Origin of the sequence: Castellaniella ginsengisoli, assembly GCF_040955415.1 — a bacterium.
Taxonomy (GTDB): domain Bacteria; phylum Pseudomonadota; class Gammaproteobacteria; order Burkholderiales; family Burkholderiaceae_B; genus Castellaniella; species Castellaniella ginsengisoli.
Map to the genome: position 1 here is coordinate 242,271 of NZ_CP158257.1, position 23,236 is coordinate 265,506.

Annotated in this window: 20 protein-coding genes; 12 read left to right on the top strand and 8 right to left on the bottom strand. The window is 65.5% G+C overall.

Annotation, left to right across the window (positions count from 1 at the left end; genetic code table 11):
* The first annotated feature begins 20 nt into the window (after positions 1 to 20).
* The 3 genes from trxB to ABRZ00_RS01210 all read left to right on the top strand — a co-directional run bounded on the left by trxB (position 21) and on the right by ABRZ00_RS01210 (position 2,131).
* On the top strand, positions 21 to 980 hold the full coding sequence (trxB, locus tag ABRZ00_RS01200; RefSeq protein ID WP_343835729.1) for a thioredoxin-disulfide reductase: 960 nt from the start codon (positions 21 to 23) through the stop codon (positions 978 to 980).
* The gene (locus ABRZ00_RS01205) at positions 967 to 1,728 is read left to right on the top strand and encodes a Smr/MutS family protein (protein WP_368641419.1); all 762 of its coding nucleotides are present in this window, start codon (positions 967 to 969) and stop codon (positions 1,726 to 1,728) included. Before trxB ends, ABRZ00_RS01205 begins: the two co-directional genes overlap by 14 nt.
* 67 nt (positions 1,729 to 1,795) lie before the next feature.
* Complete coding sequence (locus ABRZ00_RS01210) at positions 1,796 to 2,131, top strand: multidrug efflux SMR transporter (RefSeq protein ID WP_368641418.1); 336 nt, start codon at positions 1,796 to 1,798, stop codon at positions 2,129 to 2,131.
* Between the two features lie 186 nt (positions 2,132 to 2,317).
* Here the strand turns inward: ABRZ00_RS01210 and ABRZ00_RS01215 are convergent, their stop codons facing one another.
* Positions 2,318 to 4,414, bottom strand: coding sequence for a putative bifunctional diguanylate cyclase/phosphodiesterase (locus ABRZ00_RS01215; protein WP_368641417.1), 2,097 nt, complete (start codon positions 4,412 to 4,414; stop codon positions 2,318 to 2,320).
* A gap of 170 nt (positions 4,415 to 4,584) precedes the next feature.
* On the opposite strand from ABRZ00_RS01215, the gene ABRZ00_RS01220 reads away from it, so the two are divergent.
* From ABRZ00_RS01220 to ABRZ00_RS01235, 4 genes are read left to right on the top strand one after another with little or no spacing between them, the layout of a single operon-like run.
* On the top strand, positions 4,585 to 5,064 hold the full coding sequence (locus tag ABRZ00_RS01220) for a hemerythrin domain-containing protein (protein ID WP_368641416.1): 480 nt from the start codon (positions 4,585 to 4,587) through the stop codon (positions 5,062 to 5,064).
* A 40-nt stretch (positions 5,065 to 5,104) separates the two neighbouring features.
* On the top strand, positions 5,105 to 5,800 hold the full coding sequence (locus ABRZ00_RS01225; protein WP_368641415.1) for a gluconate 2-dehydrogenase subunit 3 family protein: 696 nt from the start codon (positions 5,105 to 5,107) through the stop codon (positions 5,798 to 5,800).
* An 11-nt stretch (positions 5,801 to 5,811) separates the two neighbouring features.
* Positions 5,812 to 7,575, top strand: coding sequence for a GMC family oxidoreductase (locus tag ABRZ00_RS01230; protein WP_368641414.1), 1,764 nt, complete (start codon positions 5,812 to 5,814; stop codon positions 7,573 to 7,575).
* A 14-nt stretch (positions 7,576 to 7,589) separates the two neighbouring features.
* Positions 7,590 to 8,864: a cytochrome c gene (locus tag ABRZ00_RS01235; protein WP_368641413.1), complete on the top strand. Its 1,275-nt coding sequence runs from the start codon at positions 7,590 to 7,592 to the stop codon at positions 8,862 to 8,864.
* Between the two features lie 69 nt (positions 8,865 to 8,933).
* Here ABRZ00_RS01235 and icd read toward each other — a convergent pair whose 3' ends face one another.
* On the bottom strand, positions 8,934 to 10,190 hold the full coding sequence (gene icd, locus ABRZ00_RS01240; protein ID WP_343835737.1) for an NADP-dependent isocitrate dehydrogenase: 1,257 nt from the start codon (positions 10,188 to 10,190) through the stop codon (positions 8,934 to 8,936).
* Between the two features lie 183 nt (positions 10,191 to 10,373).
* Between icd and ABRZ00_RS01245 the strand changes: the two genes are divergently transcribed.
* A complete protein-coding gene (locus ABRZ00_RS01245) occupies positions 10,374 to 10,805 on the top strand; it encodes a DUF1841 family protein (RefSeq protein ID WP_368641412.1) in 432 nt (143 codons plus the stop codon).
* Between the two features lie 117 nt (positions 10,806 to 10,922).
* Here ABRZ00_RS01245 and ABRZ00_RS01250 read toward each other — a convergent pair whose 3' ends face one another.
* Both ABRZ00_RS01250 and ABRZ00_RS01255 read right to left on the bottom strand, forming a co-directional pair.
* Positions 10,923 to 11,279 (bottom strand): c-type cytochrome, encoded by a 357-nt coding sequence (locus tag ABRZ00_RS01250; RefSeq protein WP_343835740.1) that lies wholly within the window; start codon positions 11,277 to 11,279, stop codon positions 10,923 to 10,925.
* A 17-nt stretch (positions 11,280 to 11,296) separates the two neighbouring features.
* Positions 11,297 to 11,653, bottom strand: a complete 357-nt coding sequence (locus ABRZ00_RS01255) for a c-type cytochrome (protein ID WP_343835741.1) — start codon at positions 11,651 to 11,653, stop codon at positions 11,297 to 11,299.
* A 159-nt stretch (positions 11,654 to 11,812) separates the two neighbouring features.
* Here ABRZ00_RS01255 and ABRZ00_RS01260 point away from each other — a divergent pair, with 159 nt between their 5' ends.
* The 3 genes from ABRZ00_RS01260 to ABRZ00_RS01270 all read left to right on the top strand — a co-directional run bounded on the left by ABRZ00_RS01260 (position 11,813) and on the right by ABRZ00_RS01270 (position 14,546).
* Complete coding sequence (locus ABRZ00_RS01260) at positions 11,813 to 12,676, top strand: AAA family ATPase (RefSeq protein WP_368640410.1); 864 nt, start codon at positions 11,813 to 11,815, stop codon at positions 12,674 to 12,676.
* 67 nt (positions 12,677 to 12,743) lie between these two features.
* Positions 12,744 to 13,358: a GNAT family protein gene (locus ABRZ00_RS01265; RefSeq protein WP_343835745.1), complete on the top strand. Its 615-nt coding sequence runs from the start codon at positions 12,744 to 12,746 to the stop codon at positions 13,356 to 13,358.
* 18 nt (positions 13,359 to 13,376) lie between these two features.
* On the top strand, positions 13,377 to 14,546 hold the full coding sequence (locus tag ABRZ00_RS01270; RefSeq protein WP_343835747.1) for a VWA domain-containing protein: 1,170 nt from the start codon (positions 13,377 to 13,379) through the stop codon (positions 14,544 to 14,546).
* Positions 14,547 to 14,571: 25 nt separating this feature from the next.
* On the opposite strand, the gene ABRZ00_RS01275 is transcribed toward ABRZ00_RS01270, so the two are convergent.
* Positions 14,572 to 16,488: a hypothetical protein gene (locus ABRZ00_RS01275; protein WP_368641411.1), complete on the bottom strand. Its 1,917-nt coding sequence runs from the start codon at positions 16,486 to 16,488 to the stop codon at positions 14,572 to 14,574.
* 26 nt (positions 16,489 to 16,514) lie between these two features.
* A complete protein-coding gene (locus ABRZ00_RS01280; RefSeq protein ID WP_368641410.1) occupies positions 16,515 to 16,970 on the bottom strand; it encodes a type III secretion system chaperone in 456 nt (151 codons plus the stop codon).
* A 202-nt stretch (positions 16,971 to 17,172) separates the two neighbouring features.
* Here ABRZ00_RS01280 and ABRZ00_RS01285 point away from each other — a divergent pair, with 202 nt between their 5' ends.
* Positions 17,173 to 19,920, top strand: coding sequence for a M16 family metallopeptidase (locus tag ABRZ00_RS01285; RefSeq protein ID WP_368641409.1), 2,748 nt, complete (start codon positions 17,173 to 17,175; stop codon positions 19,918 to 19,920).
* 79 nt (positions 19,921 to 19,999) lie between these two features.
* Here the strand turns inward: ABRZ00_RS01285 and dnaJ are convergent, their stop codons facing one another.
* Together dnaJ and dnaK are read right to left on the bottom strand one after the other, a co-directional pair.
* Positions 20,000 to 21,133 (bottom strand): molecular chaperone DnaJ, encoded by a 1,134-nt coding sequence (dnaJ, locus tag ABRZ00_RS01290; protein ID WP_343835753.1) that lies wholly within the window; start codon positions 21,131 to 21,133, stop codon positions 20,000 to 20,002.
* A 141-nt stretch (positions 21,134 to 21,274) separates the two neighbouring features.
* Positions 21,275 to 23,197 (bottom strand): molecular chaperone DnaK, encoded by a 1,923-nt coding sequence (gene dnaK, locus ABRZ00_RS01295; RefSeq protein WP_343835754.1) that lies wholly within the window; start codon positions 23,195 to 23,197, stop codon positions 21,275 to 21,277.
* Between the last annotated feature and the right edge of the window lie 39 nt (positions 23,198 to 23,236).

A 23,236-nucleotide genomic window follows, 5' to 3' on the forward strand; every position in this document is an offset into this window, starting at 1 on the left:
TGTCGAACGGATTTTCAGCGATGTCCAGCCCAAAACACGCCAAACTGATGATTCTCGGGTCCGGTCCCGCGGGCTATACCGCCGCCGTCTACGCCGCGCGCGCCAACCTGGCCCCGGTGTTGATCACCGGCCTGGAGCAAGGCGGCCAACTGATGACCACCACCGAGGTCGACAACTGGCCTGCCGACGTCGCCGGCGTCCAGGGCCCCGACCTGATGCAGCGCTTCATGGAACACGCCCAGCGCTTCAATACTGAAATGGTTTTCGACCACATCGCCGGCGTGGACCTGTCCCGTCGCCCGTTCACCCTGACCGGCGATACGGGCGCGACCTACACCTGCGACGCCCTGATCATCGCCACGGGCGCCTCGGCCCAGTACCTGGGCCTGCCGTCCGAGCAGTCCTTCATGGGGCGCGGCGTATCGGCCTGCGCCACCTGCGACGGTTTCTTCTACAAGAACCAGGACGTGGTCGTGGTCGGCGGCGGCAACACCGCCGTCGAAGAGGCCCTGTACCTGTCCAACATCTGCCGCACCGTGACCCTGGTGCACCGCCGCGACAAATTCCGCGCGGAACCCATCCTGGTCGACAAGCTGATGGACAAGGTCGAAAACGGCAATATGCGTCTGGCGCTGTTTCGCGAGCTGGACGAGGTCCTGGGCGACGACTCCGGCGTCACCGGGGTGCGGCTGCGCGACAACCGCAGCGGCGAAACCGAAGACCTGGCCGTCACCGGCGCCTTCATCGCCATCGGACACAAGCCCAATACGGGCATCTTCGAAGGCCAGCTCACCATGGAGAACGGCTACATCGTCACCCGCAGCGGCCTTCAGGGCCTGGCCACCATGACCTCGGTGCCCGGCGTCTTCGCCGCGGGCGACGTGCAGGATCACGTCTATCGCCAGGCCATCACCAGCGCCGGCACCGGCTGCATGGCGGCCCTGGATGCCCAACGCTGGCTGGAGAATGAAGGCCTCTAAATCGTCCCTGGCCGATCTGCGGCGTCTGCGCGCCGAGGCCGCACCGCCTGAACCGCCTGCCGCGCCACGCCGCCCGGCCGGCAAAAAACGGGTCGGCCGGGACGCCGCCGCGCCATCGCGCCACGAAACGCCGGACAATCCGGCGGCCGCATCCCGCAGCGAAGCGCACGCCGTGGCGCCGCCGCTGGATCCCGCCGACCGCGCGCTGTTTCGCCAGGCCATGCGTTTCGTGCAGCCGCTGCCGGATCGCGGCCCTCGCGCCCGTGCGGGCAAGGCGCCGCAGGGCCCCGAATCCCTGTTGCAGGCCCGTCGCCGGCATGCCCAAGGCGCCGCAGCCGAACCCCGGCCTACGCCCGCCCACCGGCAGCGGCGCAAAATTCCGGCGCTCGATCCGGAGGCCGATGCTTTCCTGCAGGCGGGCTGCGGACCGGATCTTTTGCGCGGCCTGCGGCGCGGAAAATGGATTCCGCAGGCATCCCTGGACCTGCACGGCAGCACACTGGACCAGGCGCGCGAACGCCTGGATCGGTTCCTGGCCTCATGCCTGGAACACGACATCCGCTGCGTACGCATCATCCACGGCAAGGGCATCGGTTCGCGCCAGGGAGAACCCGTCCTGAAAGCCGCCGTCCGCCAGCACCTGTGCCGCCTGGAAGCCGTCCAGGCCTGGGTCCGGTGCAATGAATCCGAAGGCGGAGAAGGCGCATTGCATGCGCTGCTGCGCCAGACCCTCCCGCCGCAGACCTGACCCCGCCCGCCTTTGCGCCTCGATCCGGCGCCCAGGCGCCCTTTTCCGCGTACCGGAGCCTTCTCTCATGAACCTCAGTTGGATCTACCTGAGCATCGCCATCCTCGCCGAAGTCATCGCCACCTCCGCCTTGAAAGTCTCGGACGGTTTCACGCGCCCCCTGCCCTCGGCCATCACCGCGATCGGCTACGGCCTGGCGTTCTACCTGCTGGCCCTGACCTTGAAGACCATCCCCGTCGGCATCGCCTACGCCGTCTGGTCGGGCGTGGGCATTGTGGCCATCGCCCTGATCGGCTACTTCTTCTTTGGACAGGTGCTGGATGCCGCCGCCCTGATCGGCATCGGCCTGATCCTGGCGGGCGTGCTGGTGTTGAACGTGTTTTCGGGGGCGGGCGGCCACTGAGCGGCGCGCCGGAGTGGAACAGGGCCGACGATTGTGTCGTCGGCCCCGCCAGGTTTCTGATTTTTATGGGTACTGCCACAAATGAAAGCGCCCTCTTCGTGGCGCCAGTGCCCAGCAGGGCTGTCTCCTCACCTGCATGGGCTGCATTATGCCGTTTGTATCCTTCTATGACACCTAGGGAAGTCCCTAGGGCTCCTCGACCCGAAGGGATGCCCCGGTTCCGAGCGGCGCCGGCCTGCCGAAGAGAAACCCTTGCCCGTGGGTACAACCCATGGACAACAGCGCATCCCGTTGAGCGGTGTTTTCCACCCCCTCGGCGACCACGTTCAAATCCAGCGAGCGGGCCAGACTCAGCACGGCTGACACGATGGCCATGCTGCGCTGCTGGGCGGCCTGCCCCAACGGCGCGATGAAGGAGCGATCGATCTTCAGCGTCCGCAGTGGAAAACGGTGCACGTGGCTGAGCGAGGAATAGCCAGTGCCGAAATCATCCAGCGCGATGCGCACGCCGGCTTCGTGCAGACGGCCCAGAATCTCGGCCGCCGCGTCCGGATCCGACAGCAGCGAGCTTTCGGTGACCTCGACGCACAACTGGTCCAGGGCGACGCCGGCCTGCGCCGTCAGATTCAGCAAGCGCTGGGGGAAGTCGCGGCTGTGGAAATGCCCCGTCGAGATATTGATGTTCAGGATCTTGTCCCGGCCCAGCAGCGCGGGCGCAGCCTGGAAGGCCAGGCGATACATGTGCCAGTCGATCATCTCGATCAGGCCGGTTGCCTCGGCCGCCGGCAGGAACTGGCCGGGGCCGAGAACGCCAAGCTGCGGATGCCGCCAGCGGATCAAGGCCTCGTAGCCGGTGACGCCGCCATCGGCCAGACGCACGATCGGCTGGAAATAAGCCTCGAACTCGCTTTTTTCCAGCGCGTCACGCATTTGCTGCTCCAGGTCGAGCACGTTCACGGACGACACATGCAGGCTTTCGTCAAACAGCACGAATCGATGGCGGCCCGCCGCTTTGGCCCGGTACAGAGCAGTGTCGGCATCGTGCAGCAGTTGATCGACCGTCTGGTAGAGCGGGCGGCTCATGGCGATGCCGATGCTGACCGAGACATGCAACTGGCGCCCCCCGATTTCAATGGCTTGCGCCATCCGGGCCTGGATGCGTTCGGCAACCAGGCAGGCCGAGGAAGGTTGCGGACAGTTTTCCAGCAGCACGGCGAACTCATCGCCCGATAGCCGTCCGACGATGTCGGGCGGCCGGACGCAATCGGCCATCCGGGCCGAGACGATACGCAGGACTTCGTCGCCCACGCCGTGACCCAGACCATCGTTGAACAACTTGAAGCGGTCCACATCCAGATACAGCAGCGCGAAGCGGCGCGTCGGTTCGCGCTTCAATGCGCCGAGGGCGCGCTCGAGGCGTTCGCGCAGATACAGCCGGTTGGGCAGGCCTGTCAGCGAATCATGCATGACCTGATGCTTGAGCTGCTTTTGCGCCCGCTCCCGAACCACGATCTGCCGGCGCAGTTCCTGCGTGCGTTCGAGGACTCGTCGCTCCAGTTCGGCGTTCAGAATCCGCAGGGCTTCGGCTTGCTGGCGCCTCTGCAGGGTATTGGCAATCTGGTAAGACACGAAAGTCAGCAGTTCGGCATCCTGCTGCGTGTAATGCAGATCGGACCGGTAGCTCTGAACCACCACGATCCCCATCACACCACGCGCGCCCATCAGGGGCGCCCCCAGCCAGGACACGGCGGGATTCCCGTAGGTATCCGCATCGACTTCGCCCTGCTCGATCAGGGCGCTGATCTTCTCTGCTTCGAGCCGGATGGTCTGCGCGCAGCGGATCGCGTATTCGCTCATGCCCCGGCCCATGGGGCGGCGCAGGAGCTCCGCCCCCGAACTGTCCACATAGTAGGGGAAATCCAGCCATTGGCCGTCGTCGGAGACCAGCGCGATGCAGAAGCTCTCGGCATTGAGCAATTCGCCCACGGCCTCATGGATGCTGCGATAAAAGGCCTCGTTGCTGCCCTCGCCGTGGCCAAGCGCGGCGATCCGGTACAGCGTGGCCTGCAAATGGACTGCCCGCTCGCTTTCACGCACTTGCGCCTGCAGCCGCTCGTTGGCGCGGGCCAGTTCGCGCGTGCGCTCGGCCACCCGGCGCTCCAGGGCTGTCTGGCTGCGTTCGTGCTCAGCGGCAGGCCCGAGGCCGTGGACCGAAGCCCGCTGACGCTCGATTGCCTCGGTCCCGACTCTCTTCGTCGGATCTGTCCGGCGCTCTTGACTCATGCAATCCCCAGTGACACTGCGCAATGCGCCGATCCCTGTCTGCTTTTCCGGCCAGTATACCGGCTGATGCCCCGTGGGGCCGCATCCGGCTGTCCCGTCCGGCACGCGGCTTGCTGCAACGGAACGTCGCCAATCCTGGCGACATCGATTTCAGGAGAGCACGGATGGCCATGAACAAATCACACGCCCCCGCCGCCCAGAAAGGCGTGCTCGGCATGCTGATCGACGATCACCGCGAGGCGCAACAGCTTTTCAAGGACTTCAAGTCCGCCCGCGACGACGACCGCAAGGCGGAAATCGTGCGGCACACCTGTACCGCGTTGACCGCCCACACCAAGATAGAAGAAGAGCACTTCTACCCCTTCCTGCGCGACGCCGACCCCGACGCGTTCGGCAGCCTGCTGGACGAGGCCGAAGTCGAGCACGCCAGCGCCAAGGATCTCATCGCCCAATTGGGCGCGATGAACCCCGGCGACGCGCTCTATGACGCCCATTTCACCGTGCTGGGCGAATACACCAATCATCACATCGCGGAGGAAGAAGATGAGCTGTTCCGCCAGGTCATCGAGAAGGAAGTCGATCTGCGCACCCTGGAAAAACCCATGGAGGACACCAAGCGCCAGGCGCTGGCCGCGAAGGCCCCCGCTTGAATGAGAGGCGCGGCAGGCCGCAGTCGAAAGGAGGTTCCCCATGGATGCAACGAAAAGGCGGTTTGTCCAGGCCGCGATCGCATGGCCCGCTGTCCTGGCGCTGCCGGCATGCAGGCAGGAAGACGCAGGCCCGGCCGAGATCGCCGGCACGTTCTTTTCGCCGGACGAATACCGCTTCGTCGAGGCGGCGGCCGCCCGCCTGATACCCGGCGAAGACAATGATCCCGGCGCTCTGGAGGCCGGCGTTCCCCTGTTTATCGATCTGCAACTGGCCGGCCCCTATGGCCGCGCGGACCGATGGTACATGGAGGGCCCATGGGCGGACGGCACCGCCCAGCAGGGCTACCAGCTCAGGCAGACGCCCGCCCAGTTGTACCGCATCGCCATCGCCGGCATCGACGGGCACTGCCGCCATCATTTCGACGGCAAGGCATTCGCCCAACTGCCCATCGAAGATCAAGACCAGATTCTTCGAGACTTGGAAGCCGGCAAGATCGAACTGCAGGAAATTCCTGCCCAGGCATTCTTTGCGGTGCTGTGGCAGAACACGCAGGAGGGGTTTTTGTCCGATCCCATGTATGGCGGCAACCGTGGATTCGCCGGCTGGAATCTGATCGGTTTTCCCGGCCCCCGCTACAACTACGTCGAAGAAATCACTCAATACGGCAAGCCCTATCCGCTGCCGCCCGTCGGCATCCTGGGGCGGGACGGCACGCGGCTGCTCGCCGGCGCTTAAAAGGAGGCAGGATGGCAAAACGACTGAAACCGGTTGACGTCGTGCTGGTGGGATTCGGCTGGACCGCATCCATCATCGCGCAGGAACTGACGGACGAAGGCCTGCAGGTCTTGGCCCTGGAGCGCGGCGAAGACCGCGCCACGGTGCCCGACTTCGCCACCCCCCACATCCAGGACGAATTGAAATACGCTGTCCGCAGCCATATCTTCCAGGCCCCGATCCGGGAAACCCTGAGTTTTCGCAACACGGTGGCCCAGACGGCCCTGCCGATGCGCCAGTTGGGATCCTTCAGGCCAGGCGCCGGCGTGGGCGGCGCCGGGGTGCACTGGAACGGGCAGACATGGCGTTTCCTGCCGGACGATTTCGTCATCCGCTCCCATACTGAAGCGCGCTACGGCGCCGGCTTCATCCCCGAAGACCTGACGATCCAGGACTGGGGCGTGACCTACGATGAACTGGAGCCCAGTTACGATCGCTTCGAGTACCTGTGCGGTGTCTCGGGACAGGCCGGCCATGTGGCGGGCGAGCACCGGGCCGAGGGCAACCCGTTCGAAGGCAACCGCGCCCGCGACTACCCGCTGCCGCCGCTCAAGCGCAGCGCCGGCTCGCTCATGTTCGACAAGGCGGCGCGCGAACTGGGCTACCACCCTTTTCCCGGCCCGGCCGCCAATACATCGCGGCCCTACAAGAATCCGCTGGGCGTGCAAATGGGCCAATGCACCTATTGCGGCTTCTGCGAATGGTTCGGCTGCGGCAATCATTCCAAGGCGTCCCCTCAATCGACGATCCTGCCGGTGCTGCTGAAGAAGGATAACTTCTCCTACCGGACCGGATGCGACGTGACGCGCGTGTTGCTGGATGGCGCGGGCGGCAAGGCCAAGGGCGTCCTGTACCGCGATCTCGAAGGGCGGGAGTTCGAGCAGCCCGCGGAACTGGTCGTTCTGTGCGCCTACGCGCACCATAATGTGCATCTTCTGCTGCTCTCGGGCATCGGAAAACCCTACGATCCCTTCCTCAACACCGGAGTCGTCGGCAGAAACTACGCTTACCAGATCACGTCGGCCGTCGAGGTTTTCGTCGACGAGTTGATGAACCCGTACATGGGCGCGGGAGCCCTTGGCCAGGCCATCGACGATTTCAACGGCGACAACTTCGACCATGGCCCCGAGGGCTTCATCGGCGGCGGCTACATTGCGCTCTGGACGACCGGCGGACGCCCCATCATGCAGCACCACCTGCCCGCGGATACGCCCGCCTGGGGGGCTGGATGGAAGCAGGCGATGGCGGACAACTACCTGCGCAGCGCGTCCGTCGCAACCCACGGCAGCGTGGTCAGCCACCGGACCGCCTATCTCGATCTGGACCCGACCTACAAGGATATCTACGGCTTGCCCATGCTGCGGCTGACCTTCGATTTCCACGCCAACGACTACCGGATGTCCGATTTCCTGACCGGCAAGGCCGAAGGCATCGCCCAGGCGATGCGGCCGCGCGCGATCAACGTCAAGAAACGCAAGCCGCCCTACAGCATCGTTCCGTACCAGACCACCCACAACACCGGGGGCGCCGTCATGGGCGACGATCCGGGCACCAGCGTCGTCAACCGCTACCTGCAGAGCTGGGATGTGCCCAATGTGTTTGTCGTGGGCGCCTGCAACTTTCCCCAGAATCCCGGCTACAACCCCACCGGCACGGTCGGCGCGCTGGCCTACTGGGCGGCGGACGCGATACGCACGCGCTACCTGAAACGCCCCGGACCCCTGGTCCAGGTTTGAATCCGGGAGGCATCATGCGAATCTCATGCACTCTGGCCGTCCTGCTGACCCTGGCCACGTGCTCCGCCCCGGCCGCCGTTGCGGCGGACTTCGGGAACGCGGACTTCACCAGCATCCAACGCGGCCGCTCGCTGGCCAATGCCGGCGACTGCATCTCCTGCCACACCGCCAAGGGCGGCAAGCCGTTTGCCGGCGGCTATCCGGTGGAAACGCCTTTCGGCACTCTCTATTCCAGCAACATCACACCGGACCTCATGACAGGCCTGGGCAACTGGACCCGGAAAGACTTCTACCGCGCGATGCACGAAGGCATCCGCAAGGATGGGCAACACCTGTATCCCGCCTGCCCCTACCCCTGGTTCACCAAGATGACCCGGGAGGACGTGGACGATCTCAAGACCTATCTCGACACCCTGCAGCCGGTGCGCTCGATCCCGCCCGAAAACGATCTGATCTGGCCATTGGGCTGGCGCGCACTGGTGGCGGGCTGGAATCTGCTGTTCTTCGAGCCCGGCGTCTACACCCAAGACCCGGCTCAATCCACGCTTTGGAACCGCGGCGCCTACCTGGTCCAGGGGCCGGGCCACTGCGCCGCCTGCCACACGCCAAAAAACATGCTGGGCGGGACGGACCGGGACCGGGCGCTGCAGGGCGGCGACGCCGGCGAAGGCTGGTTCGCACCCGGCCTGACGGGCAACCGCCGCACCGGCCTGGGCGGCTGGTCCGAGCAGGATATCGTCGAATACCTGAAGACCGGCGCAAACCCGCACACGGCGAGTTCCGGCCCCATGACCGAAGTCGTGATGAACTCCACGCAACACCTGGGCGAATCCGATCTGCGGGCCATCGCGACCTACCTGAAAAGCATCCCGGCCCATGAAACAGAGGACGAGGAACCCGAACCCATCGACGATCAGGCCATGGCGCGCGGCGAGGCCCTGTACGTCGACCAGTGCATGGGCTGCCACATGGCCGACGGCGAGGGCCAGCCCGATGCCTTCCCGCCCCTGGCCAACACGTCTTCGGTGCAGGCGCCCAACGCGCAGACTTTGATCCAGGTGGTGCTGGCCGGCGACCACATGGCGGACCCGCCCTCGCTGCCGACGGGGCTGGCCATGCCCGCCTTCGGCTGGAAGCTCGGCGATCAGCAGATCGCGGACGTGCTGACCTATATCCGCAACAGTTGGGGCAACCGCGCACCGGCCGTCCGCGCGCAGACGGTGGCGGACATGCGCGAAAGCGTGCACGAATACGGGCCGCGCTACCAGCGCCTGATCAGCGGGCCCTGAAACGAAAAACCCCGCCTCCGAAGAGGCGGGGCGATGCCGGCGCGGCCCGCAAGGGGCCGGACGGCGTGATCACATGTTGTCGATCATCACCTGGCCGAAGCCCGAGCACGACACCTGGGTCGCGCCTTCCAGCAGGCGGGCGAAGTCGTAGGTGACCTTTTTCGACAGAATGGATTTTTCCATGCTGCTGATGATCAGGTCGGCGGCTTCGGTCCAGCCCATGTGACGCAGCATCATCTCGGCGGACAGGATTTCCGAGCCGGGGTTGACGTAATCCTTGCCGGCGTACTTGGGCGCGGTGCCGTGGGTGGCTTCGAACATGGCCACGGAATCCGACAGGTTGGCGCCCGGGGCGATGCCGATCCCGCCGACCTGGGCGGCCAGGGCGTCGGAAATGTAGTCGCCGTTCAGGTTCAGCGTCGCGATGACGTCGTATTCGGCCGGACGCAGCAGGATCTGCTGCAGGAAGGCGTCGGCGATGACGTCCTTGACCACGATGTCGCGGCCAGTCTTGGGGTTCTTGAACTTGCACCACGGGCCGCCGTCGATCAACTGGGCGCCGAATTCCTTCTGGGCCAGGTCGTAGCCCCAGTCGCGGAAACCGCCCTCGGTGAACTTCATGATGTTGCCCTTGTGCACCAGGGTGACGCTCGGGCGGTCGTTGTCGATGGCGTACTGGATGGCCTTGCGGACCAGGCGTTCCGTGCCTTCGCGCGACACGGGCTTGACGCCGATGCCGGACGTGGCGGGGAAGCGGATCTTCTTGACGCCCAGCTTGTCCTGCAGGAACTCGATGAGCTGACGGGCCTTGTCGGACTCGGCCTCGAATTCGATGCCGGCGTAGATGTCCTCGGAGTTTTCACGGAAGATGACCATGTCGGTCTTTTCCGGCTCGCGCACGGGCGAAGGCACCCCCTTGAAGTAGCGCACGGGGCGCAGGCAGACGTACAGGTCCAGTTCCTGGCGCAGGGCCACGTTCAGAGAGCGGATGCCGCCGCCCACCGGGGTGGTCAGCGGGCCCTTGATGGATACGACGTACTCACGCACGGCTTCCAGGGTTTCTTCGGGCAGCCAGACATCCGGGCCGTAGATCTTGGTGGACTTTTCGCCGGCGTAGACTTCCATCCAGTGGATCTTGCGCTTGCCACTGTAGGCCTTGGCCACAGCGGCATCCACGACCTTCAGCATCACCGGAGTGATGTCCTGGCCAGTGCCGTCGCCCTCGATGTAGGGAATAATGGGCTCATCGGGGATATTCAGGGAGAAATCGGCGTTGACCGTGATCTTCTGTCCGCCGGCCGGGACCTTGATGTGCTGATAGGACATGGGTGCTCCAGTGTTGCTGGGTTTGTTGTTCAAGAGAAAGGAAAGCAGTCTTATATAAGAGTTTAACGTAAACTGGCCATAGGCTGACAGCCTTTCCACCTTATTCTACCGGTCCGTGCGCCGGAAGCGCGAGGACCGGCAGGTTAGAATGGACGGTCCAGCCCGTCTTCCCCGTCCCTCCTCATGTTCAATCCTTCCAAAGAACAGGTCCGCGCGTTCTTCACCGACGCCTGGCGCAAGCGCCGCGAAGGCGGGGTGCTGACGCCGCTGGAGACCATGGCCGCCGATCTGATCGAGCGCCATCCCGAATACCACGCCGAGCTGCAGGACCCGGACGCCGCAGAACGCGACTACCCGGTCGAGGCGGGCCGCACCAACCCCTTTCTGCACCTGTCGATGCATCTGGCGATCCAGGAACAGTTGTCGATCGATCACCCGCCCGGCATCCGGAACGCCTGGAACGCCTTGCTGCGGGGCCGCGACGAGCACGAAGCCGCTCACATCATCATGGAAGCCTTGGGCGAGGTTGTCTGGGAGGCCCAGCGGCTGGGCAAGCCGCTGGACAATGAGCACTACATCGACCTGATCCGGCGGCACGCCACGCACGATCGCTGACCACCGGCGGGCGTGGGCGCCGCCCTTCTCTCGACGCGGCGGGCACCGCCGGCCCCGAGACAGAAACGCCCGCCGGGCGCGGAGCCGGGCGGGCGTTGCCGGAAACACCGATTCGCGCTATCTGCGCACGGCCAGCGGCGAAGGCTGCGCCGCCAGCCAGGCGGAAATGTTTTCGATGTCGGCCGCCGAGAGCTGCGCGGCCATGGCGCCCATGATGGCGTTCTTGCGCACGTTGGCCGAGGCCGGCGCGCCCGCCTGGCCGCGCTGATAGGAGGTCAGGGCATGAGCCAGGTAATCCGCGTGCTGCCCGGCCAGGATCGGATACTCGGGCAGCATCGGCGTCTTGGCGTCGGCGCCGTGGCACGAGGCGCAGGTGTATTTTTCAAAAGCGGCTTTGCCGGCCTGAAGATCGGCCGCCTGCGCGCCCGTGGCTGCCAGCCCGAGGCCCAGCAGGGCAATCCAGAATGTACGCATGATGGTCTCCCCCCGGATCACTTGAGACTGGAATAGTAGGCCGCGACGTCGGCCATGTCCTGCTCGGACAGGGACCGCGCGATGGCGTCCATGGTCGGAAAGGAACGCGCGCCGCTGGCGTATTCTTTCAGCGCCGCGACGATGTAGGCGGCGTTCTGACCGGCGATCATGGGGACGTGGTACAACTCGGGATAGGCTGCCTTGTAGCCCAGGATGCCATGGCAACCGATGCACATGGACACCTTCTGGGCGCCGGCCTGGGCGTCGCCCTGGATGGCGGGCTGGTCGGCCGCCAGGGCCGGCCCTGCCAGCAGACAGGACGCCGCCACCACGACGGCGCCCAAACCACGATCAAGTATTGCTCGCGACTTCATATGGCCTCTTGTCTCTGTGATTCATATTATGTGTCGGCATCGGCCAGCCTCCTGCCGGGCCGATGAGGCATGTCGATTGTACGATAATTGTTTCGATACAGTCAGGCATGAAAATTTCAAGCCCATAACATTCGCCTTCCGCCCTCTCCCACGCCGCCCATGACCCGCTCGACCGCCCACGCTCCGAACAGCCGCTTCGACGGCACCGACCGCTACGTCGCCACCGATTCCCTGAAAACCGCCGTCAACGCCGCCTTGGCGCTCCAACGGCCACTGCTGGTCAAGGGCGAGCCCGGCACGGGCAAGACCCTGCTGGCCGAGGAAGTCGCCCGCGCCCTGGGCCGGCCCCTATTGCAATGGCACATCAAGTCCACGACCAAGGCGCAGCAAGGCCTGTACGAGTACGACGCAGTCTCGCGCCTGCGCGATTCGCAACTGGGCGAAGCGGGCGTGCACGACATCCGCAACTACATCGTGCAAGGCGTGCTGTGGCAGGCGTTCGAGTCGGACCGGCCCTGCGTGGTCCTGATCGACGAGATCGACAAAGCCGACATCGAATTTCCCAACGACCTGCTGCGCGAGCTGGACCGCATGGAATTCCATGTCTACGAAACCCGCCAGACCATCCAGGCGCGCCACAAACCCCTGATCATCATCACCTCGAACAACGAAAAAGACCTGCCCGACGCGTTCCTGAGGCGCTGCTTCTTCCATTACATCGAATTCCCCGACCGCTCGACCCTGAGCGACATTGTGGCCGTCCATTTCCCGGACTTGCGCGCCGATGTCCTGGGCGCGGCGCTGGATGCGTTCTTCCGCCTGCGCGAAGTCCCGGGGCTCAAAAAACGCCCCTCGACCTCGGAGTTCCTGGATTGGCTGCACCTGCTGCTGGCCGAGTCCGTGCCGCCCGGCAGCCTGTCGCAAGGCGACACGCCGCCGCTGGCCGGCGCCTTGCTGAAGAACGAACAAGATCTGAACCTGCTGCGCCGGCTGGCCGCCCTGACGCAACGCGGCGCGCGTTGAGGGCAGGCCCGCGCCGCACCGGCCGGCTTGCAGCACCGCCCTTTCCACTCCACCACCGGACCGTCCCATGAACTCCCCCGGCTTCAAACAGGCACCGAGCCCCGTCACCCTGGAAGGCCACGGCGTGCGCCTGGTTCCACTGTCCCTTGAGCATGTCGACGGCCTGCGCGCCGCCGCCGCCGACGGCGCGCTGTGGAATCTGCGCGTGACCTCGGTGCCCGAACCCGGGCAGACGCAAGCCTATATCGCCCAGGCCCTGGCGGGCAAGGACGCCGGCCACATGCTGCCTTTCGCCGTCCTCGATGCCGCCGGCGGAACCATTCTGGGCGCCACGCGCTACCACGACATCGTGCCGGCAATCGCCCGGCTGGAGATCGGCTACACCTGGTATGCCAAGGCGCACCAGCGCACCCACGTGAACACGGCCTGCAAGCTGCTGCTGCTCGAGCACGCTTTCGGCACCCTGGGCGCGGCGGTGGCGGGCTGGCGCACCGACAACGACAACCATGCCTCCCAGCGCGCCATCGAACGCCTGGGCGCCCGGCGCGACGGTGTCATCCGCCACCACGCCCTGCGCCGCGACGGCACCGTGCGCGACACCGTCATGTACAGCCTGCTGGCGGACGAGTGGCCCGAGGCTCGAGCCCACTTGCTCCACCAATTGCAGCGCCCGCGTGCCTGACCCCGCGCCTGTCCGGCCATGTTGACCGATTTTTTCACTGAATTGCGCGCCGCCGGCATCCCGGTCTCGATCCGGGAGTACCTGAGCCTGCTGGAACTGCTGTGCAGTCCCGCCGCGCCGGCCAGCACGGAAGCGTTCTACCATCTGGCGCGCCTGGCGCTGGTCAAGGACGAAACCCGATACGACCGCTACGATCGGGTCTTCGCCGCCTTCATCGGCCGGCTCCAGGCGCGCGCGGGCGGTCCGGATGTCCCGCCCGACTGGCTTGTCCAGACGTTCCGCAAACAGCTTAGCGATGAAGAAAAAGCGGCGCTGGAGAAACACGGCTGGGACCGGCTGATGGAGATGTTCCGCGAACGGCTGGCCGAACAAAAAGACCGCCATGCGGGCGGCAGCAAATGGATCGGCACCGGGGGATCCTCGCCCTACGGCCACGGCGGCTACCACCCCGAAGGCATCCGCATCGGCGGCCCTTCGGCCGGCAATCGCACCGCCGTCAAGGTCTGGGAACGACGCGAATACCGCGATTACGACGACCAGCAGACCCTGGGCACGCGCAATTTCAAGATGGCGCTGCGGCGCCTGCGGCGCTTCGCCCGCCAGGGCGCGGCGCAGGAACTCGACATGCCCGGCACCATCCGGGGCACCGCCGAGCAGGCCGGGATGCTGGACTTGCGCTGGATGCCCGAGCGCCACAATGCGGTCAAGGTCCTGATGCTGCTGGACGTCGGCGGCAGCATGGACGACCACATCGCCCGCATCGAATCCCTGTTTTCCGCCGCGCGCAGCGAATTCCGGCACCTGGAAGTCTATTACTTCCACAACTGCCCCTACGAATCCGTCTGGCGCCACAACAGCCGCCGCCACGGCGAACGCATCGAGACCTGGGATCTCCTGCGCAGCTACGGCGAGGACTGGCGCCTCATCCTGGTGGGCGATGCCTCCATGAGCCCCTACGAACTGCTGTATCCGGGCGGCTCCATCGAGCACCACAACGAAGAAACCGGCGCTGTCTGGCTGCAACGCATCCTGGGCCATTGGCCGCGTGCCGTCTGGCTCAACCCGGAGCCCTCCGGATCCTGGCAGTACCGCCAGTCCATCGCCCTCGTCAAGGAACTCATGCACGACCGCATGTACGGCATGACGATGGAAGGCCTGGAGCAAGCCATGCGCTTGCTATCGAAATAGCCCGGCCCGCAAACCTGCCCGCCCGTCACGCCGTCTGCAGCCCATCCTCGCCGCCAGGCAGCAAAGATTCGTCCTCGCGGGTGCGCAAGGAACCCGTCGAAGAGTCGAACGCCACGACATTGCCGATCGTCGCGACCACGCCGCCGACATTGTGCGATACCGTGGGCGGAGCGCCGTCCGTGCCGGGTCTCAAGGTAATGACCGCCACGGACGACAGGGTGCAGGGTTTGTCTCCGATGGGTTCGCGCAACGATTGCGGATCGGCGCCGTAGCGCTCGACGCGCCACACGGTCTGCATGGAAATGGAAATCAGCGGATCGTGATGCTGCACCGAGAAACGGATCTCGGGCTCGCCGTCTTCGAGCTTGAGGTAGCGTCCCTCGGAACCCACCAGCCCCGTTTCGGGATCGCGCATGTGCCTGAGCGTAGGCTCGGCCAGCGCGCGGCGGGCCAGATCCGGATCCAGGTAGCGCGTCACGGTTTCCAGAACCCGCGGATCGTTGCCGCACAGATTGGACAGACTGCGCAATTCAGTCTCTTGGGAAACGCTGAGCTCTTTGCTCCAGCCCATCATGGACCAGCCCGTGCTCCAGAGCGTATTCACCCCCTGCCGGGCCATGTCGGTATAACCGTACGATGAGTCGGGAAGTGTGAGATTCAGGGTGCCGGCATGCTCGGCGTAGCGGCTGGACACGCTCCAGCCCCCCATGAGCTTCGTCCCCGTCGGCGCGCCGTCCAGCACCTCTTCGCCTTCCCGGGCCACCTCGCCGACCACGTCGTCGCGCATATAGGCGTGGTTGACCGTCTCCACCCGCGCCATCCGGCCGGTCAGCGTATACCCCACCTCCGTGCCGCCGCGCTCGCCCAAGGGACGCGTCTGCTCGGGGTTCACCATCTTGGCCACAACCTCCAGCTCTTCGCGCCGCCCGGAACTCAGCCGCCCGGAATCCAGCGCCTTCCGGAGTTCCTGCGTCTGCTCTTCCATCATCTTGGCCGAACCTTCCGTGCCGAACACGCCCTCGCTCACGCACTGGCGCGCCACCAGGGTGCTCAAGACCTCACGCGGCTTGACCTGGTCGGTGATCTCGTCGTGGAAAAGCATGGGCAGGTCATCCGTCTCGATTTCCAGGCCCTCTTCCTGCTTCTGCTTGAACCGCTCGATGGCCTTCGAGTGGACTTCACGGACGTCGGTTGTCTCCGAGGGACTCAGGCCGACCTTCCGGCTGACGGTTTCGCCCAGGACCTGCCCGAGGTTTTCGCCCAACTGATCGATGCCGTTGCGCACAGTCTGGACGGTACTGGTGACGACGGGAACGGCGCCGAGCACCCGGGACAGCACCCCGGGCGGATCTTCCGGCTTGCCGGTGAGATACGCATCGAGCCCCTTGGCCATGAGACGGTAGAGCGTGCTGTCGCCTTGCTGGAATTCGGTCTTGGACAATACGGCGCGATCCAGGATGGCCATGATCTGCCGGGCCACGAAGTCGCCTCCGGTGCGGCCGCCCACCATCCCCTTGATGTAATCCTCCAGCGGCTTGCGCCCATACTGCTGCACCGTGGTGGCAAGCACTTTTTCCAGCGCATGGTCGCCCAGCTTGTCCGTAATCAGGTTGCCGACGGTTTCCTGCCAGCCCTCGGGCAGCAGTTTCTCCATCAGTTTCTTGACCCCGGCCTGCATCTGCTCATGGTCGTTGTCGATGGCGGCCTGGCGGATGGCCGGCAGCAGCCGGGAATGGCGCTCGCCCAGGGATTTGTTGCTGGCCGCATAATCGAAGCCGATCTGGATGGCGTCGCGCAGCACGCTTTGCGCCAGCGTGTCACGGTTGATTTTCCCGCCGGACAGGCGATTGGCGATGCTGTTGAGCGTATCGGATTTTTCAAGCGCTGAAAACGCCAGCGTCTTGAGCCCCGTGGAGAGATAGGAACCGATGCTGGTGGCCATGGAGATCCCCCGGAAACGACAGCCGTTCAGGCCCGGTGAAACAGGCGCGGATCGCCCTGCGCGCCGGATTGGCCGGCTTTCTGGGCGAATTCCAGCAACGCGACCTTCCAGCGTTCGGCCTGGTTGACCAGGTTTTCCACCGCCTGAAGCGCGGACCCTTCATCATGCAGCGCCAGGTCCACGGTCTTGAAGAGAATCACGCGATCATGCTGTGCATCCAGGCCGAAATAGCAATCCTGCGTGGCCATGCCGAACAGATGCAGTTGCAGCACCGTGGCCAACATCGATTCGCGGCCGGCGCCGGGGGCAACTGTCAGCAAGGAGGCATAGACGTGCACGGCGCGTCCGCCGGGGGCCAGCTCGAAAGTCACTTCGAGCCCGCCATCGAATTCGAGCGTGCAGCCGCCCGAGCCGGCGGCCTCGGCGACGTCCAACCGCGCCTGCGCACCCAACGCATCGAGAAATCCACGAAATTCGAGCATATCGGCTCCTTGTATATGACGGGAGGGCATGATTTGCTGAGTAACAGCCGGGCCCAATTGATTCCATTGAGCGATATGGCTCCTCGGGAACGCCCTGCGCCCCGGGTCGGGGCCAAACCTTGAGACAATAACGCCATACGCTGCCAGGCCGCCCGGCACACCGGCCGGCCTCTTGTTCTATTTCCCGATGAGACGACGCCAATTGAACCCCTTCAGAATTTTTCCCGCCCTGCTGATCCTGATCCTGATGACCGTCCTGCCGGGGCCAGCCCACGCGGATGTCCCACTGCCCGCCGGCGTGCGCCAGATCGTCATGATCGAGGGCGTCACCGAATACCGCCTCGACAACGGTTTGCAGGTGCTGCTGTCCCCGGACGATTCCCGCGCCAGAACCTCGGTCAACATGAGCTACCGGGTCGGTTCGCGCCACGAGGGGCCGGGCGAGACCGGCATGGCGCATCTGCTGGAGCACTTGCTGTTTCGCGGCAGCCCCAAATATCCGGACGCCCTGGCCGAATTCGCGCGCCGGGGGCTGGCGGCCAACGGCTCGACCACCGCCGACCTGACGAACTACTACGCCACCTTCGCCAGCGACCCGGATACGCTGCGCTGGTATCTGTCCTGGCAGGCCGACGCCATGCTCAACGCGCGCATCGCCCGCGCCGACCTGGATGCGGAAATGCCGGTGGTGCGCAATGAGATGGAACGCGGGGAAAACAGCCCGTTCAGCATGCTGATGCAGCAGGTCGCTTCGGCCGCCTATGTCTGGCACCCCTATGGGCGCAGCGTCATCGGCGCGCGCTCCGACGTAGAGCATGTCGGCATCGAGCCGCTGCGCGCCTTCTACCACCGCTACTACCAGCCCGATAATGCGACGCTGATCGTCACCGGCCGCTTCGATGCCCGCCAGGTGCTGCGCTGGATCGCGCAGGATTTCGGCGCCATCCCCCGTCCCGCGCGCACGCTGCCGCCCGAATACACGCGCGAACCCGTCCAGCAGGGCGCACGCAGCGTGACGCTGCGGCGCATCGGCGGCAGCCCCATCGCCCTGGCGCAATACCACCTGCCGGAAGCCGCCGACGATGCCTACACGGCCTTGTCCATCGGCGCCGCCATGCTGGCCGATACACCGGCCGGCCCGCTCTATCAGGCCCTGGTGGCCAAGGGCCTGGCCAGCAACGTGTTCGGTTTCGCCCGCGCCATGAGGCAGCCCGGCTATGCCGTGTTCGGCGCGCAGATCCAGCCGGATGCCGATCCCCAGGCGGCTTTGGCCGCCCTGACGCGCAGCCTGGAAACAGACGCCATCGGGCAACTGGACCAGGCGGCCCTGGACCGGATCCGCACCGCCTGGCTGAACGACTGGAAGCACATCTACAACCGGTCCGACGCGCTGTCGGAGGCCCTCTCCGACGCGGTCGCCCAGGGAGACTGGCGACTGTTCTTCATCGAACGCCTGCGAGTCCAGGCACTGACCCTGGAAACGATCCGCACGCAACTGGGCGCCTGGCTGCTGCCCAGCAACCGCACCAGCGGTCTGTATCTGCCCACGGCCGAACCCAAGTACGCGCCCGGACCGGCACCGGCCGATCTCGCCTCCTGGATCGCCCGGATTCCGGCCGGCACCGGACGCCCGGCCGTGGGCCACTTCGACACCCGGCCCGAGGCCATCGACGCCGCAACCCAGCGCAGCATCCTGACCCTGCCCAATGGCCCGGTCGAACTGGCCCTGCTGCCCAAGGAAACCGCCGGCGGGCAGGTCCATGCCGTGCTGCGCATGGGTTTCGGCAATGCCGAGGCGCTGCGCGGCCAAGGCCTGGCGCCTTTCGCCACCAGCGCCATGCTGCTGCGCGGCGCCGAAGACATGAGCCGCCAGCAGATCGAAGACCGCCTGAACGCGCTTGATTCGGCGCTGTCGTTCAGCGACGACGGCAACGTCCTGAGCCTATCCATGCGCAGCGACCGCGCGCGCCTGCCCGAAGTGCTGGGTCTGGCCTTCCATCTGCTGCGCAACCCCGCCTTCCCTGAAGATGAACTGGAGCGGCTGAAACGCAGCCTGCGCACCCACGTGGAAAACGATGCCGCGAGCCCGGCCTATCTGGTGCGCAACGCGCTGCAGCGCCACGGCCAGCCCTGGGATCCGGACGACCTCCGCTACACGCCCACCACCGATGAAACGCTCGCCCGGATCGCCGCCCTGAGCCGCGACCAGTTGCAGCGATTCCATGCGCGCTTCTACGGCGCGGGACACCTTTCCCTGGCGGTGGCGGGGGATTTCGATCCGGAAGAAGTCGAGCGCAGCCTGCGCGCCGGCCTGGAGGGCTGGCGGACGGCGCCCCCCTACGAGCGCCTGGCCGAACCCTGGTACGCCATGCGGCCCGAGACCTTCCGCATCCCCGCTCCCGGCAAGGCCAATGCCGAATACCGGGCCGCCCTGCCTCTGAAAATCCGCGATACCGACCCGCGCTGGCCCGCGCTGATGCTGGCCAACTACCTGATCGGCGGTTCGGAAGATTCCCGGCTATGGCAGGGCATCCGGGTTCGCGGCGGCCTGTCCTACGGTGTGGGCAGCGCCGTCTCCGCCTCGCCTTTCGAAGACTCCGGCGCCTGGACGCTGTTCGCCAGCACGGCGGCCCGCAACGCCGATCCGTTGCGGGCCGCGATGCGCACGGTTCTGGACGACACCCTGAAAACCGGCTTCACCCAGGCCGAGGTCGACCAGGGCGTGCATTCCCTGCTGAATTATCTTGAACTGGGACGGTCCGACGACCGCTACCTGGCCAGCCGCTGGATCGACTATCTGGACACGGGCCGCAGTTTCGCCTGGCAGCAGCATGTGATCGACCAGTTGCGCAGCCTGAAAGCGGCGCAGGTCAATGCCGCGATGCGCGAGCTGCTGCGGCCGGATCAGCTCAGCATTGCCGTGGCCGCCGACCCCGACCCGAAACCCTGATCGGCGGCCGCGCAAGAAAAACCCCGCAGCCGGTCGGAACCGGAATGCGGGGCGGGCGGCGCCGACCGAAGAAACGGCGTCAGGAGAAGAAGTTCTTCACCTTGTCCGTCCAGGATTCGCTTTTGGGCGAATGGCGGTCGCCGCCGCTGTTCAACGACGATTCGAACTGGCGCAGCAGCGCCTTTTGCTCGTCGTTCAGGCGCACCGGAGTCTCGACCACGATGTGGCAGTACAGGTCTCCCGGGTAGCTGGAGCGCACGCCCTTGATGCCCTTGCCGCGCAGCCGGAAGGTCTTACCGGTCTGGGTGCCTTCCGGAATGGTGATCTCACCGCGGCCCGCCAGCGTCGGGACTTCCTGCACGCCGCCCAGCGCCGCCTTGGTGAAGGGGATGGTGAGTTCACAGTGCAGATCCTCGCCCTGGCGCTCGAAGATGCCATGCGGCTTGATGCGGATTTCCACATACAGGTCGCCCGGCGGGCCGCCGTTGAGCCCCGGCTCGCCGTTGCCGGTGGAGCGGATGCGCATGCCGTCGTCGATCCCGGCCGGAATCTTGACCTGCAAAGTCTTGTTCTTGCGGATGCGGCCCACGCCATCGCAATCGCCGCAGGGATCGGTGATCTCCTGGCCGGTGCCATGGCAAGTCGGGCAGGTCTGCTGGACGCTGAAGAAACCCTGCTGCATACGCACGGCGCCGTTGCCGCCGCAGGTATGGCACGTGCGCGGCGACGTGCCGGGCTTGGCGCCCGACCCGTGGCAGGTCTCGCAGGATTCCCAACTGGGGATGCGGATCTCGGTATCGAAGCCGTTGGCCGCCTGCTCCAGGCTGATTTCCAGGGCGTATTTCAGGTCGGCGCCGCGATAGACCTGGGGCCCGCCGCCGCCCCGGCGGCCTGCGGCGCCGCCGAAGATTTCCCCGAAGATATCGCCGAAGGCATCGGCAAAGCCGCCCGCGCCGCCGCCCATGCCTGCGCCGGCCGCCGCGTTCGGATCCACGCCGGCATGGCCGAAACGGTCGTAGGCCGCGCGTTTTTCCGCGTCGGACAGCATCTCGTAGGCCTCCTTGGCCTCCTTGAATTTGTCCTCGGCTTCCTTGCTGTCCGGATTGCGGTCCGGGTGGTATTTCATGGCCAGCTTGCGGTAGGCCTTGCGGATGTCGTCATCCGAGGCGTTCTTGGCGACCCCCAGGACTTCGTAGAAATCTCTTTTTGCCATTGATCGGTACTTTATCTGATGCGCTACGGTTCGAAGGACACATGCCCGGACCCGTCAGAAACAGGTTCCGGGCAAGTGCGGGCAGATCGCCGCGCCGGGCCGGCAGCCGCCGCGAGGCGGGCCGGACGGGGCGGCCGGCGATCAGTCGCGCTTCACTTCCTTGAAGTCGGCATCGACGACATCGTCGTCCACCGGCTTGGCGCCTTCGGCGGCAGCCGCTCCCTCGGCCGCCTGCTTGGCCTGCATGTCGGCGTACATCTTCTCGCCGAGCTTCTGCGAAGCGGTGGACAGGGCCTCGACCTTGGCGTCGATGGCGGCCTTGTCGTCGCCCTTGATGGCTTCTTCCAGGTCCTTGATCGCCGATTCGATGGCTTCCTTTTCGGCGGCTTCGAGCTTGTCGCCATATTCCGTCAGGGATTTGCGCGTGGCGTGGACCAGGCCATCGGCCTGGTTGCGCGCCAGCGCCAGCTCTGCAATGCGGTGGTCTTCCTCGGCGTTGGCCTCGGCATCCTTCACCATGCGCTCGATCTCGTCCTCGGTCAGCCCGGAGCTGGCCTTGATCGTGATCTTGTTTTCCTTGCCGGTGCCCTTGTCCTTGGCGGACACGTGCAGGATGCCATTGGCGTCGATGTCGAAAGTGACCTCGATCTGCGGCAGGCCGCGCGGCGCAGGCGGGATGCCTTCGAGGTTGAACTCGCCCAGCGCCTTGTTGCCCGCGGCGACTTCGCGCTCGCCCTGGTAGACCTTGATCGTCACGGCCGGCTGGTTGTCGTCGGCCGTGGAGAACACCTGCGAGAAACGCGTCGGGATGGTGGTGTTCTTCTTGATCATCTTGGTCATGACACCACCCAGGGTCTCGATCCCCAGGGACAGCGGCGTCACATCCAGCAGCAGCACGTCCTTGCGGTCGCCCGACAGCACGGAGCCCTGGATCGCGGCGCCGGCGGCCACGGCTTCGTCGGGGTTCACGTCCTTGCGCGGATCGCGGCCGAAGAATTCCTTGACCTTCTCCTGGACCTTGGGCATGCGGGTCATGCCGCCGACCAGGATCACGTCATCGATGTCGGAAACCTTCACGCCGGCGTCCTTGATGGCCACGCGGCAGGGTTCGATCGTGCGTTCGATCAGTTCCTCGACCAGCGCTTCCAGCTTGGAGCGGGTGATCTTCAGGTTCAGGTGCTTGGGACCGGAGGCATCGGCCGTGATGTACGGCAGGTTGATCTCGGTTTGCTGCGTGGAGGACAGCTCGATCTTGGCCTTCTCGGCGGCTTCCTTCAGGCGCTGCAGCGCCAGCACATCCTTGGACAGGTCGGCGCCCGATTCCTTCTTGAACTCGGCGATGATGTATTCGATGATGCGCTGGTCGAAGTCTTCGCCGCCCAGGAAGGTATCGCCGTTGGTCGACAGCACTTCGAACTGCTTTTCGCCGTCCACGTCCGCGATTTCGATGATGGACACGTCGAAAGTCCCGCCGCCCAGGTCATAGACGACGATCTTGCGGTCGCCGCGTTCGGACTTGTCCAGGCCGAAGGCCAGGGCCGCCGCGGTCGGCTCGTTGATGATGCGCTTGACGTCCAGGCCGGCGATGCGCCCGGCATCCTTGGTGGCCTGGCGCTGGCTGTCGTTGAAGTAGGCCGGCACCGTGATCACGGCCTCGGTGATTTCCTCGCCCAGATAGTCCTCGGCGGTCTTCTTCATCTTGCGGAGAATGTCGGCGGACACCTGCGGGGGCGCAAGCTTCTTGTCCTGCGCCTCGACCCAGGCATCGCCGTTGTCCGCCTTGATGATCCGGTAGGGCATCAGGTCGATGTCCTTTTGCACGGCCTTCTCGTCGAACTTGCGGCCGATCAGGCGCTTGACCGCGAAGATGGTGTTCTTCGGATTGGTGACGGCCTGGCGCTTTGCCGGAGCGCCCACCAGGATTTCGCCGTCCTGCATGTAGGCGACGATGGAAGGCGTGGTGCGGGTGCCTTCGGAGTTTTCAATGATCTTGACCTTGGAACCGTCCAGTACTGCGACGCAGCTGTTGGTCGTGCCCAGGTCGATGCCGATGATCTTGCTCATGTTGGATCCTGTTGATGTTTGAATAAGTGGGCGGGCGCT

Excerpts from the sequence above, each read along its gene's own strand:
- trxB (WP_343835729.1), top strand. The coding sequence starts at position 21 with ATGTCCAGCCCAAAACACGCCAAACTGATGATTCTCGGGTCCGGTCCC.
- ABRZ00_RS01205 (WP_368641419.1), top strand. The coding sequence starts at position 967 with ATGAAGGCCTCTAAATCGTCCCTGGCCGATCTGCGGCGTCTGCGCGCC.
- ABRZ00_RS01210 (WP_368641418.1), top strand. The coding sequence starts at position 1,796 with ATGAACCTCAGTTGGATCTACCTGAGCATCGCCATCCTCGCCGAAGTC.
- ABRZ00_RS01215 (WP_368641417.1), bottom strand. The coding sequence starts at position 4,414 with ATGAGTCAAGAGCGCCGGACAGATCCGACGAAGAGAGTCGGGACCGAG.
- ABRZ00_RS01220 (WP_368641416.1), top strand. The coding sequence starts at position 4,585 with ATGAACAAATCACACGCCCCCGCCGCCCAGAAAGGCGTGCTCGGCATG.
- ABRZ00_RS01225 (WP_368641415.1), top strand. The coding sequence starts at position 5,105 with ATGGATGCAACGAAAAGGCGGTTTGTCCAGGCCGCGATCGCATGGCCC.
- ABRZ00_RS01230 (WP_368641414.1), top strand. The coding sequence starts at position 5,812 with ATGGCAAAACGACTGAAACCGGTTGACGTCGTGCTGGTGGGATTCGGC.
- ABRZ00_RS01235 (WP_368641413.1), top strand. The coding sequence starts at position 7,590 with ATGCGAATCTCATGCACTCTGGCCGTCCTGCTGACCCTGGCCACGTGC.
- icd (WP_343835737.1), bottom strand. The coding sequence starts at position 10,190 with ATGTCCTATCAGCACATCAAGGTCCCGGCCGGCGGACAGAAGATCACG.
- ABRZ00_RS01245 (WP_368641412.1), top strand. The coding sequence starts at position 10,374 with ATGTTCAATCCTTCCAAAGAACAGGTCCGCGCGTTCTTCACCGACGCC.
- ABRZ00_RS01250 (WP_343835740.1), bottom strand. The coding sequence starts at position 11,279 with ATGCGTACATTCTGGATTGCCCTGCTGGGCCTCGGGCTGGCAGCCACG.
- ABRZ00_RS01255 (WP_343835741.1), bottom strand. The coding sequence starts at position 11,653 with ATGAAGTCGCGAGCAATACTTGATCGTGGTTTGGGCGCCGTCGTGGTG.
- ABRZ00_RS01260 (WP_368640410.1), top strand. The coding sequence starts at position 11,813 with ATGACCCGCTCGACCGCCCACGCTCCGAACAGCCGCTTCGACGGCACC.
- ABRZ00_RS01265 (WP_343835745.1), top strand. The coding sequence starts at position 12,744 with ATGAACTCCCCCGGCTTCAAACAGGCACCGAGCCCCGTCACCCTGGAA.
- ABRZ00_RS01270 (WP_343835747.1), top strand. The coding sequence starts at position 13,377 with ATGTTGACCGATTTTTTCACTGAATTGCGCGCCGCCGGCATCCCGGTC.
- ABRZ00_RS01275 (WP_368641411.1), bottom strand. The coding sequence starts at position 16,488 with ATGGCCACCAGCATCGGTTCCTATCTCTCCACGGGGCTCAAGACGCTG.
- ABRZ00_RS01280 (WP_368641410.1), bottom strand. The coding sequence starts at position 16,970 with ATGCTCGAATTTCGTGGATTTCTCGATGCGTTGGGTGCGCAGGCGCGG.
- dnaJ (WP_343835753.1), bottom strand. The coding sequence starts at position 21,133 with ATGGCAAAAAGAGATTTCTACGAAGTCCTGGGGGTCGCCAAGAACGCC.
- dnaK (WP_343835754.1), bottom strand. The coding sequence starts at position 23,197 with ATGAGCAAGATCATCGGCATCGACCTGGGCACGACCAACAGCTGCGTC.